The following is an 11,819-nucleotide window of genomic DNA, read 5'->3' as shown; positions in this document are numbered from 1 at the left end:
TCCGGTGGCGCCGGCCAACGCCGCCGAATCTTGACCGGCGACGAACCCGTCGCCGTGGGAACCGGGGACCCACCTTCCGGGGTGAATCCGCGCCGAGGCGCGGTAGGGCGATCTTCCGGGCCCGAACCCGTCAGCTAACCCGGTAGGCGGCCACAAGCGGAAGAAAGGCCCCTGACCAGTGCCACACCCCCGTACCAAACTCCGGGCGCTGGTGGTCGCGCTGACCGCACTCGCGATCACCACGTCGGGAGCTGTGGCCGCTCACGCGGCCCCGTCGGAGAGTGAGCTCAAGAAGCAGATCGACCAGGCTTCGGAGAAACTCGAGGACGTCACCGAGACGTACAACAAGACCCGGCTCGACCTGAAGAAGACCAAGGCCGACGCGGTGAAGCTGACCGCCTCGCTGAAACCGGCCCAGGAGGCGCTGACCAAGGCCAGCGCCAAGATGTCGACGATCGCCACCTCGCAGTACATCACCGGCCGGGTCGGCCCGATGACCGTGCTGCTCAGCGGCAAGCAGGGCGAGCTGCTGGACCGGATGGGCTACCTGGAGCAGATCACCCGGGCCAACCAGGCGGACATCGACGCCTACACCGAGACCACCGAGACCTTCGCGCAGAAGCAGGCGGCCCTCAAGACCACCGAGCAGAAGCAGCAGCTCCAGGTCAAGGAGCTGGACGCGCAGAAGACGAAGATCAAGAAGGATCTTCAGAAGCTGTACGACATGCGCGAGGACCTCTACGGCAGCGCCACCGAGGACACCGGCTCGTACACCGGCAAGATCCCGCAGATCGCGGGCTCGGCCGGCAAGGCGGTCGCCTTCGCGTTCAAGCAGGTCGGCAAGCCGTACGGGTTCGGCGACGCCGGTCCCGACTCGTACGACTGCTCGGGTCTGACCATGGCGGCCTGGGCCGCGGCCGGCAAGTCGCTGCCACACAACGCGGCCGCCCAGAAGGGTGCCGTGCGGATGTTCAGCGACAAGAGCCAGCTCCAGCCCGGCGACCTGGTGTTCTACCGAGGTGGCGGGCACGTCGCGCTCTACGTCGGCGACGGCAAGATCATCGACGCGCCGTCGGCCGGCCGGGACGTGCTCTACCGGACGATCAACATCATGACCCCGGACAGCCCCGGGTACGGCCGGGTGTCGTAACCCGCCGCAGGAACGCCGAAGGCCGGCACCCCTCGGGGTGCCGGCCTTCGCTGCTGTGGTGGGTCAGGCGGCCTGCAGGCCCTCGGCCCGGGCCAGCTCACGCAGCCGGCCGAGCGCCTGGATCTCCAGCTGGCGGATCCGCTCGCGGCTGAGCGAGAAGCGCGAGGCCACCTCGGTCAGCGAGTGCTCGCGGCCGTCCTCCAGGCCGTAGCGGGCCCGCATGATGCCGGCCGAGCGGTCGTCCAGGTGGTTGAGCAGGCCCTCGATGCGCTGGCGCTCCAGTGCGCTCAGCACGATCTCCTCGGGCGAGGGGGCATCGCTGTCGGCCACCAGGTCACCCAGGTTGGTGTCGCCGTCGTCGCCGACCGGGGTGTCCAGGGACACGGTGTCCTGGGCCCACCGGGTCAGCTCGTTGACCCGCTCCACGGTCACGCCGAGGGCCGCGGCGACCTGCTCCGGCTCCGGGTCGCCGCCCAGCTCACGGACGAGCTGGCGGGTCACGTTACGCATCCGGTTGACGTCCTCGACCAGGTGCACCGGGAGGCGGACGGTGCGCTCCTGCTGGGCGATCGCCCGGCTGATCGCCTGGCGAACCCACCACGTCGCGTACGTCGAGAACTTGTAGCCGCGCTCGTAGTCGAACTTCTCGACCGCGCGGACCAGGCCGGTGTTGCCCTCCTGGATCAGGTCGAGCATCGGCATGCCCGAGCGCACGTAGCGCCGGGCGATCGAGACGACCAGCCGCAGGTTGGCTCGAATGAACAGGTCCTTGGCGCGCTGGCCCTCGGTGACCAGGCGCTCCAGCTCCTCCCGGCTGACGCCGCGACGCTCCTCGCCCTGCTCGAGCAGGTGCTCGGCGTAGAGGCCCGCCTCGATCGACTTGGAGAGCTCGACCTCCCGCGCAGCATCCAGCAGCGGCGTCCGGGAGATTTCGTGCAGGTAGACTCCGACGAGGTCGCGCTCCTCGGCAACCTGGTCGGTACGCATCACGGTGTTCTTCTCCACGTTGCCCACGGTCCCCTCATTGCCGTCACTAACCCTGTTACGGGCATTACCTGCGTCCATCAGCCCTCTCCCGTAACGTCCGCAGCTCGTGCATTGCGGTTGCTGACATCTACACAACAAATGGCTGCCTGCGCTGATTCCGGCTGGCGATCCGAAAGTGTCACGAATGCCTGGGTCTTACCTGAGAGCCCAGTGCGCGCTAGCTGAGTGCGATCTCTCTGCGGCCGTCTTGTGGATAGACGGGTACCCGTAGCGCGCCTCATAACACCATCGGCCTCTCATCGTCCACAGCGACGGGCATCACCTGAGCGCCGCGATGCTCGTCACCCTGGTTCTACGGGTTTTCCGCCGCTTGGGTTCACGTGCAGCATCGACCGGCCGACGACAAGCCTGAATCAAACGTGACCGTCAATTAGATCTCACCCAGCGTGACCAGCCAGTCGAACGGGACCATCGGCCACAATGCGCCACGCCGCGCCACAGTTCACTCGCCCACCAGGGTGACGTTCCCCGATCCGGTGACATTCCCCCGGCCCGCCTGGCAGCGACCCGGGAGTGAGCAAAAGCACATCCACGTACGTGTGACAACCTGCTCCCATGACCAACACTGCTCTTGTGACGGGCGGCACCGGCGGGCTCGGCGCGGCCACCATCGCGGCGTTCCTGGACGCCGGGTGGCGCGTGGTGGCCCCGGCCCGGCCCGGCTCCGTGGACCGGCTGCCGGCCGGCGTCGTCGCCGTCCCGGCCGACCTCACCGACCCGGCCGGCGCGGCCGCCGCCGCCGAGGCCGCCGCCGGCGATCCGGACGCCCCGCTGACGGCGGTGGTCAACCTGGTCGGCGGGTACGCCGGCAGCGGCCTGATCGCCGACACCCCGGTCGCCGAGTTCGAGGCGATGTTCACCGCCAACCTGCGACCCACCTACCTGACCACCGCGGCCGCCCTGCCACACCTGGTCGCGGCCGGCGGCGGCGCGGTGGTCTGCGTCTCGTCCCGGGCCGCGGTGGCGCCGTTCCCCGGCGCCGCCGGTTACGTCACCTCGAAAGCGGCGGTGCTGGCCTTCGCCGCGACCGTCGCGGTCGAGTACAAGAAGCAGCGGATCCGCTGCAACACGGTGCTGCCCAGCGTGATCGACACCCCGGCCAACCGGGACGCGATGCCGGACGCCGACCCGGCCCGCTGGGTCGACCCGGCGGTGATCGCACACACCATCCTGTTCCTCGCCTCGGACGCCTCCGCGCCGATCAGCGGCGCGCAGATCCCCGTCTACGGCCAGGCTTAGTCCCCGTGGGCCAGGCATAGTCCCCGTCCTGTCGATCGCTCGCGTTCTCCACAGCGGCGGGTTGTCCACAGGGCACCCCCGCGATCCAGCGATCGTCCGCCACACTGATCGGCGGGGGATCCCCCTGGGAGGGTGGGCTTTCGAGCGCGGCGGGGCCCCGGCGGCGACGCGGCGGAGCCCGGACAGGGCGGGCCGGCTGGCCACGGGGACGAGCCGGACCGGGACGAGCCTGACCGGGATGAGCCGGACCCGGGCGTGACCAGCGGAACCAGACCGCGACCGCCCGGGCACCCCGACGACCAATCGCACGAGGCCCCCCGGCCCCGACGGAGGAAGTGGGGGCCCGACACCCCGGCAGAACGGTATGGGCCGGGCATGAGGCAGCGTGGCCCGGCACACGACGCGGCCATCGGCAGGACAGAACAGCCCCGGCTGGGCGGAGCGGGGCCGAGCACACGAAGCGGGCATCGGCAGAACAGAACAGGCCCGGCTGGGCGGAGCGGGGCCCAGCACACGGAGCGGCCCGGGCAGGACAGAGCAGGCCCGGCACACGAAGCGGGCCTCGGCAGGACGGAACCAGGTCCGGCGGAGGGAAGCGGGCCCGGCAGGACGGAACCAGGCCCATCACACGAAGCGGGCGCGGGCGGGACAGAGCAGGCCCGGCGGAAGGAAGCGGGGCCAGCGGGGGCCGGCACACGGAACGGCGCCGGCTACAGGCTTTCCGCCAGCTGCCAGCCGAGGACCGCCGCACCCGCCACCACCGGCACCCCGGCCAGCACCCACGCCCCCACCCCGACCCGCCGCCGCTGACCCGGCACCCCCGCCGCCGCCAGCCCCGCCACGATCGCCGCGTGCACCTCCTCCGCCGACCCGTTCGCGTCGATCACCACGAACCCGGCGAACTCCGGCAGCGACCGGTAGGCCCGGTCGGCCGCGGTCAGGTACTCGATCGACTCCCGGTCGGTCCCCCGCCGGTCGATCCGTTCGCGGGCCACCGCCGGGTCCACCGCCAGCAGGAACGTCACGTCCGGCCGGGGGAACGGCCGGTACGCCCACCGGGCCCGCCGCTCCGCCGCCGGCCCCGCCCCGTGTGCGCGCAGGCTGGCGAACTGGCAGGCCGCGTACCGATCCATCACCGCGATCTCGCGCCGGACCGCGCGGCGCAGCAGGGTCCGGGCGATCGCCAGCCAGCGCAGCAGCGACTCGACCAGCAGCATGCCGCGGCGGCCGAACAGCCCCTCGGCGTCACCCCGGCCCCAGCGCGCGGCCAGCCGGCCGAACCAGGCCCGGCCACCGGCGTTCTGCCGGTAGACCGCCGGGCGGCCGGCGCCGGCCAGCGCGGCGGCGAGCAGGCGGGCCTGCGTGGTCTTGCCGGAGCCGTCGATCCCGACCAGCGCGACGGTCCGGACGGGGAGGTGCACGGGGGCGGACATACCAACCGACGGTAGCTGGGGGCCGCACACCCCGTTCCTCCTCGCCAGCCGGGCGAAGCGGACCAGAATGATCGTCAGTGGTTCAAGGTGTGGCCACCCTGGGTAGTCGTCATCAACTGGACACGGAACAGGAGGTCACCATGCCGCACCGCGTCGACGAAGGGCTGGCCGGCACCATGAAGCGGGTCGCTGCCTCGTTGAAGACGGCGGAGATACCGTTCGCGCTCGGCGGCAGTTTCGCCGTCTACGCCCACGGCGGTCATTCCAGCGATCACGACGTGGACTTCCTGATCCGCGAGCAGGACAAGGAGAAGGCCCTCCAGGAGCTGGCCAAGGTCGGGTTCCAGACCGAGGAGCCGCCGGAGGACTGGCTGGTCAAGGTGTACGAGGACAACCGGATGGTGGATCTCATCTACCGCCCGGTGGAGACCCCGGTCACCGACGAGACCCTGGCCGACACCGAGCGGATCTCGGTCGAGGCGATCTACATGCCGGTGCTGTCGGCGACCCAGCTGATGATCCACAAGCTGCTCAGCTACAGCCAGCACCACTGCGATTTCGCCCAGGGGCTGCCGGTCGCCCGGTCGCTGCGGGAGCAGATCGACTGGGCCCGGGTCCGGCGCGAGACCGCGAAATCCCCGTACGCCGAGGCGTTCCTCGTCCTGCTGGATCGGCTCGACGTCGTGGCATTGGAGTCCGACAAGGGGAAGGGCTGAGATGACCAAACAGATCGACCTGGAGGCCGAGATCCAGCGGCTGCTGACCGAGCACGACCGGATCGCCGAGCAGGGTGTGACCGTGCACCAGCGGGAGAACGTGCTGGTGCTGGGCGGTGAGGTGGAGAGCGCGCAGCGGCGGGAGGAGATCTGCCGGCAGATCACCGCGCGCTATCCGGACCTGGAGATCGCCTGCGACATCGGCATCACCCGGACCCAGGCACCGGCCGAGGTGGAGGAGATTTCATGATCCGGATCGCCGCCGTGGGCGACGTCCATGTGGACAAGGATGTGGTGGGCCGGTACCGACCGGCTCTGGAGGAACTGCCGGACCGGGCCGACGCGCTGCTGGTCGCCGGGGACCTGACCCGGCACGGCACGGTGGACGAGGCCAAGTGCTTCGTCTCCGAGTTCGGCGGGCTGGCCGTGCCGGTCGTGGTGGTGCTCGGCAACCACGACCATCAGAGCGACCGGCAGGACGATGTCACCCGGGTGCTGACCGACGCCGGGATCACCGTGCTGGAGGGCGACGCCACCGTGCTGGAGATCCGCGGGCAGCGGCTCGGGGTGGCCGGCACCAAGGGGTTCGGCGGCGGTTTCAAGGGCGCCTGCGCGAGCAACTTCGGCGAGCGGGAGATGAAGGACTTCGTCGGCACCGCCGAGCGGTACGCCGACGCCCTGCGCGAGGCGCTGCGCTCGGTCGAGTGCGACGCCCTGGTCGCGCTGACCCACTACGCCCCGGTGCCGGAGACGCTGGCCGGCGAGCCGCTGGAGATCTACGCCTTCCTCGGCTGCTACCAGCTCGGCCAGGCGATCGACGACGCGCCCACCGCGCTGGCCCTGCACGGGCACGCGCACCACGGCGCGGAGCGCGGCCGGACCCCGGGCGGGGTGCCGGTCCGCAACGTCGCGCACCCGGTGATCAAGCAGGCGTACAACGTGTATCAGCTGCTCAGCGACACTGTGGACGCCCGGCACGAGGAACTTGTGACCAGCTGATCCGGGGGCAGGTTTTCGAATTCCGGACATCGGGTATCGGAGCGGCATGGACCTACTGCTCTGGATTCTCGCCGTAATCCTCGTGGTCGCCGGCATCCTCGCGCTGTTCCGGCGGCAGATCCTCTGGGGCGTTGTGCTGATCATCGTGGGCCTGCTGGTCGGGCCGGGCGGCGTCAGCATCTTCACCTGATCGGTATCCCCGCATCCTCCCATCGGTACCGGCTCCGGGACCGCTCGCCTGTGGCGAGCGGTCCCGCCTACGTTTCGGCGGCCGTTCTCTTTGGTGCGCCGACGCACACGAAGTGCGATGAACAACAGCTGAAATCTGACTCAATCCCCGCGGACGATCGCCGAGTTTCGCGAGGTAAATCAGTGGCTGCACATGTTCACCACTTCACCTACGGCGCCTTCAACCCGATAGCCGCGACGCTGATGGCGTACCTCGGCTCGTTCCTCGGGTTGCTCTGCACGGAACGCGCCCGGGACGCGCACAACCGCAGCCGGCGCAACCGGTGGCTGGTGATCGCGGCGTTCGCGATCGGCGGCGGCGGCATCTGGCTGATGCACTTCTCCGCGATGCTCGGCTTCGACGTGCCGGACAGCCCGGTCCGCTACGACCTGCCGGTCACCCTGCTCAGCCTGGCCTTCTCGGTGGCCACCGTGGGGATCGGGCTGCTGGTCGTCGGGCACGGCGAGCGCAGCCAGGTCAAGACGGTCGCGGCCGGGATGCTGACCGGCGGCGGGGTGCTGGCCATGCACTACACCGGGATGGAGGGCATGCGGCTGTCCGCCCGGGTGCACTACGACCCGCTGCTGGTCGCCGCGTCCGCGGTGATCGCGCTGGCCGCCTGCACGATCGCGCTGTGGTTCACCGTCTCGGTGCGCGGGGTGCGCCGGGTGGCCGGCGCCGCCGCGGTGATGGCGGTCGCGGTCTGCGGCATGCACTACACCGGGATGGCCGCGATGTCGGTGGAGATGGACCCGTCGATCGTGCCGAGCGCCACCGGGATCCGGCCGCTCACCATGATCGTGCCGATCACCGTGCTGACCGCGATCATCATCGTCGGGGTGGCGCTGAGCGCCCTGCAGGCGATGACCGAGGAGGAGTTCACCGACGGCGCCGGCGTCCCGAAACGCGGCGTGCACGCCGAGGCGCCGCAGCCGTGGACGCTGCGCCAGCCGTCGATCGGCGGGCTCCGGCTGTCCCCCGCGGCCCGCGCGGTGGCGGCCGGCCGGGCGGCCGGCGCGGCCCGACCGTCGCCGTCACCGTCGCCGCGCCCGGCGCCCCGCCCGCCGACCTTCGACCCGACCGTGGCGGGCGCTCCGGTGCCGCAGCGGATGGCGCCGACACCCCCGGCCGCACCGGTCGCTCCGGTCGCCGAACCCGGTGGTCCGGTGGCGGGTCCGGCCACATCCGGCACGTGATCGATCCCCGCCGCCGCCGATGATCGGGTATATCTGATCCGCATGGCGCCACGGATGCTGCTGTCGATGCCGCTGCACGCGATCACCGAGGTGTACGGCGAGGCCGGCCTGCGGCAACGCTTCACGCTGGAGCTGGAGTCGTTCCCCGAGGCGGAGCGGGCCCGGCTGATCGAGGCGCTGGACCTGGCAGCCGCCCTGCACGCGGCCGACCGGCGGGTCCGCGAGCCGTACCTGAACCATCTGCTCCGGGTGGCCATCCGGATCATCCGCTACTACCAGGTCCGGGACGTGGACGTGCTGGTCGCGGCGCTGCTGCACGACGCGGTGGAGGACCATCCGGCCGAGCTGGCCGGGGTCGCGCCGGACACCTCGTACGAAAAGGCCACCGAAGCGGCCCTGGCCGTGCTCGCCCACCGGTTCAACCCGCGGGTCGCCGATCTGGTCCGGTCGGTGACCAATCCGGCCTACGACCCGCACCGGGACCGGCACGAGCAGTACCGGGAGCACGTCGCGGAGAGCCTGGACCGGGATCCGTGGGCCCGGGTCATCAAGATCTCCGACTTCACCGACAACGGCGTCGGCGTGATTCACACCACGCTGGACAAGGCGCACCGGTCGGCGACCAAGTACCGCCCGCTGGTGCCGAAGCTGCGGGAGCTGATCGGCCGGCCGGACACGCCGCTCTCCACCCAGGCCAAGGAGCACATCCTCGACCAGCTGGACCTGGCCGAGGAGCGTTTCGCGGCCATCCTCGACGACTGACCGGGAAAGGCACCTACGCTGGCGGCATGCCCTCCACTGACGCCTGGTGGCGCGACGCTGTCATCTACCAGATCTACCCACGCTCGTTCGCCGACGGGAACGGCGACGGCATGGGCGACCTGCCCGGCATCACCGCCCGCCTGCCCCGTCTCCGCGAGCTCGGCATCGACGCCGTCTGGCTCTCCCCGTTCTATGTCAGCCCGCAGCACGACGCCGGGTACGACGTCGCCGACTACCGGGACGTGGATCCGCGGTTCGGCACCCTCGGCGACGCCGACAAGCTGATCACCGAGGCGCACGACCTGGGCCTGAAGGTCATCGTCGACCTGGTGCCGAACCACACCTCCAGCGAGCACGCCTGGTTCCGGGCCGCGCTCGCCGCGCCGCCCGGCAGCCCGGAGCGGGACCGCTACATCTTCCGCGACGAGCCGCCGAACTCCTGGCAGAGCGTGTTCGGCGGGCCGGCCTGGCAGCAGGTCGAGGACGGCCAGTGGTACCTGCACCTGTTCGACGTCTCGCAGCCGGACCTGAACTGGGACCACCCGGAGGTGCGCGCCGAGTTCCTCGACATCCTGCGGTTCTGGCTGGACCGCGGGGTCGACGGCTTCCGCGTCGACGTGGCGCACGGCCTGGTCAAGGACGCCGAGCTGACCGACTGGACGCAGCCGTCGGTGGTGCTCGGCGGGCTGGAGCCGGCCGGCACCCCGCCGCCGATGTGGGACCAGGAGGGGGTGCACGAGATCTACCGGCAGTGGCGCTCCGTGCTGGACGGCTACTCGCCGCCGCGGATCCTGGTCGCCGAGGCCTGGGTGCAGCCGGAGGAACGGCTGGCCCGCTACGTCCGGCCGGACGAGATGCACCAGGCGTTCAACTTCCCCTACCTGGAGGCACCCTGGACGCCGGCCGAGCTGCGCGAGGTGATCGACTCCTCGCTGGCCGCCACCGGTGCGGTCGGCGCGACCACCACCTGGGTGCTGTCCAACCACGACGTGGTGCGGCACGCGTCCCGGCTCGGCTTCCCGGTCACCGAGAAACGCAAACCGGGGATCGGGATCGGCGACCCGCAGCCGGACACCGGGCTGGGCCTGCGCCGGGCCCGGGCGGCCAGCCTGCTGATGCTCGGGCTGCCCGGCTCGGCCTACCTCTACCAGGGTGAGGAGCTGGGGCTGCCGGAGCACACCACGCTGGCCGACGAGGTCCGCCAGGATCCGGCCTGGGAGCGGTCCGGGCACGCTGAGCGCGGCCGGGACGGCTGCCGGGTGCCGATCCCGTGGGAGGCCGACGCGCCGTCCTACGGGTTCGGGCCGGGCGACCACAGCTGGCTGCCGCAGCCGGCGGTCTGGGCGGAGTACGCGCTGGACCGGCAGGTGGACGTGCCCGGCTCGACGTACGAGCTGTACCGGTCGGCGCTGCGCCTGCGCCGGGAGCGCGGGCTCGGCGCCGGTTCGCTGGCCTGGACCGGCTCGGCGGAGAGCGTGCTGGCGTTCCGCAACGGCGACCTGCTGGTGCTGACCAACTTCGGTCCGGAGCCGGTGGCCCTACCGGACGGCGTCCGGGTCCTGCTGAGCAGCGAGCCCCTCGACGACGGCCGGGTGCCCACCGACGTCACGGTCTGGGCCGTGCCCTGAGGCCTTGGTCAGCAGGGCGGCGTGCGTGGCGGCCATGTCGCCGGCCACCGTCCTGCTGGCCAGCCAGTACATGATCCCGGTGGGGAGGAAGAAGACCTGGAAGGCGGCCAGCCCGACCGCGTAGTTCAGCGGCGGCGGGAAGGCGCCGGAGAGCCGCTGGAAGGCGACGCCGACCAGCGCGTTGCCACCGGCCCGGCCCACCCCGTTGACCAGGTTGCCCAGGCTGTAGACGGTGCCGCGGTGCTCGGGCGGGTTCACGTCGGCGATCATGGCGAACCAGTTCGGCGAGTTCGCCGAGGTGAGCATCAGCGCGAAGACCGCGATGGCCAGGCAGGCGGCGACGGTCGGCTCGGTCACCACGTTCTCCAGCACGCCGCGGATCACCGCCCCGGTGCTCGCGCCGTCCGGCACGGTGATCGTCATCGGGACGAAGAACAACACCACGTAGAACGGGACCGCGGCCAGCACCCCGACCGCTGCGACCAAGGCCCGGCCCCTTGGCGTACGCCGTTGCAGACGGTCCCCGGCCAGCCCGCCGAGGATCGACAGCGCCGCCCCGAGCTGGAAGATCGTCGCGAACGCGCTGCCGACCAGCACCGCGGTCCCGGTCGAGTAGCCCTGGTCCTCGGCGCGGGCGCGGAACAGCACCGGCAGCCAGACCAGCGAGCCGAACGCGATCTGCGCGGTGCCGCCCTGCAGGATCAGCCAGACGTTGGTGCGCCGGCCCAGGATGATCGGCAGGTGGTCGTGGTGGATCCGCTCGTCGTACTCGACCCCGGCCAGCTCCGGCTGGCTCTCGCCGCGCGGCACGTTGTAGGTGAACAGGTAGAGCACCGTGGCGACCAGCCCGGCCGCCGCGGTGACCAGGAACGGCTGCCGCCAGCCGGTGTGCCCGAGGATGCCGCCGACCAGCGTGCCGGCCAGCGTGCCGACGCCCTGGGACAGCCCCCAGAAGCTCATCACCAGGCCCCGGCGGCGCGGCGAGATCAGGTCACTGACCACCGAGAAGCTGACCGAGGCGACCGCGCCCAGCCCGACCGCGGCGATCGCCTGGGCGAGCAGGAACGACGGGTAGCCGCCGGCCAGCCCGGACCAGGCGGTGCCGGCCACCCAGATCAGCGTGCCGATGATCAGCACCGGTTTGCGGTCGGTGCGGTCGCCGGCGTAGGCCCAGCCGATCGCGGCCACCGCGCTGATCAGGAACATGATCGTGGTGGCCAGCGCGATGTGCCCCTCGCTCACCCCGAAGTCGGCGGCGATGCTGCCGTAGAGCGGCGGCACGATGCCGATCGCCACGTTGTCCAGGGACGCCAGGATCACGAAGACCACGACGCTGTAGCCGCGGTGCGCGGTGCCGCCCCTGCCCATCACGGGTAGAGGTTAGCCCCGGGACTGCTCGCCCGGTCCCGGGGCCGACTTC

The 11,819-nt window shown here is 71.4% G+C and carries 12 protein-coding genes and 1 riboswitch; of the genes, 9 read left to right on the top strand and 3 right to left on the bottom strand.

What is annotated here, in order from left to right; translation table 11 throughout:
- The first annotated feature begins 28 nt into the window (after positions 1–28).
- A riboswitch (cyclic di-AMP (ydaO/yuaA leader) is annotated at positions 29–164 on the top strand.
- A gap of 14 nt (positions 165–178) precedes the next feature.
- Positions 179–1,150, top strand: coding sequence for a C40 family peptidase (locus BJY16_RS14025; RefSeq protein ID WP_239177342.1), 972 nt, complete (start codon positions 179–181; stop codon positions 1,148–1,150).
- Positions 1,151–1,213: 63 nt separating this feature from the next.
- On the opposite strand, the gene BJY16_RS14020 is transcribed toward BJY16_RS14025, so the two are convergent.
- Positions 1,214–2,215, bottom strand: coding sequence for a sigma-70 family RNA polymerase sigma factor (locus BJY16_RS14020; protein WP_185039886.1), 1,002 nt, complete (start codon positions 2,213–2,215; stop codon positions 1,214–1,216).
- 537 nt (positions 2,216–2,752) lie between these two features.
- On the opposite strand from BJY16_RS14020, the gene BJY16_RS14015 reads away from it, so the two are divergent.
- Positions 2,753–3,436: an SDR family NAD(P)-dependent oxidoreductase gene (locus tag BJY16_RS14015; RefSeq protein ID WP_185039885.1), complete on the top strand. Its 684-nt coding sequence runs from the start codon at positions 2,753–2,755 to the stop codon at positions 3,434–3,436.
- A gap of 710 nt (positions 3,437–4,146) precedes the next feature.
- Here BJY16_RS14015 and BJY16_RS14010 read toward each other — a convergent pair.
- Positions 4,147–4,869, bottom strand: a complete 723-nt coding sequence (locus BJY16_RS14010; protein ID WP_185039884.1) for a dTMP kinase — start codon at positions 4,867–4,869, stop codon at positions 4,147–4,149.
- 140 nt (positions 4,870–5,009) lie between these two features.
- Between BJY16_RS14010 and BJY16_RS14005 the strand changes: the two genes are divergently transcribed.
- From BJY16_RS14005 to BJY16_RS13975, 7 genes are all read left to right on the top strand, one after another.
- Positions 5,010–5,585: a nucleotidyltransferase gene (locus BJY16_RS14005; protein WP_185046435.1), complete on the top strand. Its 576-nt coding sequence runs from the start codon at positions 5,010–5,012 to the stop codon at positions 5,583–5,585.
- Position 5,586: 1 nt separating this feature from the next.
- Positions 5,587–5,835, top strand: coding sequence for a hypothetical protein (locus BJY16_RS14000; protein ID WP_185039883.1), 249 nt, complete (start codon positions 5,587–5,589; stop codon positions 5,833–5,835).
- Positions 5,832–6,584 (top strand): metallophosphoesterase family protein, encoded by a 753-nt coding sequence (locus tag BJY16_RS13995; protein ID WP_185039882.1) that lies wholly within the window; start codon positions 5,832–5,834, stop codon positions 6,582–6,584. Before BJY16_RS14000 ends, BJY16_RS13995 begins: the two co-directional genes overlap by 4 nt.
- A gap of 46 nt (positions 6,585–6,630) precedes the next feature.
- Complete coding sequence (locus tag BJY16_RS13990) at positions 6,631–6,774, top strand: GPGG-motif small membrane protein (RefSeq protein WP_014688232.1); 144 nt, start codon at positions 6,631–6,633, stop codon at positions 6,772–6,774.
- Between the two features lie 182 nt (positions 6,775–6,956).
- On the top strand, positions 6,957–8,009 hold the full coding sequence (locus BJY16_RS13985) for an MHYT domain-containing protein (RefSeq protein ID WP_239177344.1): 1,053 nt from the start codon (positions 6,957–6,959) through the stop codon (positions 8,007–8,009).
- 42 nt (positions 8,010–8,051) lie between these two features.
- Positions 8,052–8,771, top strand: a complete 720-nt coding sequence (locus BJY16_RS13980) for an HD domain-containing protein (protein WP_185039881.1) — start codon at positions 8,052–8,054, stop codon at positions 8,769–8,771.
- A 26-nt stretch (positions 8,772–8,797) separates the two neighbouring features.
- On the top strand, positions 8,798–10,399 hold the full coding sequence (locus tag BJY16_RS13975; protein WP_185039880.1) for a glycoside hydrolase family 13 protein: 1,602 nt from the start codon (positions 8,798–8,800) through the stop codon (positions 10,397–10,399).
- On the opposite strand, the gene BJY16_RS13970 is transcribed toward BJY16_RS13975, so the two are convergent.
- Positions 10,310–11,767: an MFS transporter gene (locus BJY16_RS13970; protein WP_185046433.1), complete on the bottom strand. Its 1,458-nt coding sequence runs from the start codon at positions 11,765–11,767 to the stop codon at positions 10,310–10,312. The genes BJY16_RS13975 and BJY16_RS13970 overlap by 90 nt on opposite strands.
- Between the last annotated feature and the right edge of the window lie 52 nt (positions 11,768–11,819).

This window comes from Actinoplanes octamycinicus (assembly GCF_014205225.1).
Classification (GTDB): Bacteria; Actinomycetota; Actinomycetes; order Mycobacteriales; family Micromonosporaceae; genus Actinoplanes; species Actinoplanes octamycinicus.
The sequence above is the reverse complement of the archived record's forward strand: the minus strand, read 5'-3'. Positions and strand labels throughout refer to the sequence as shown.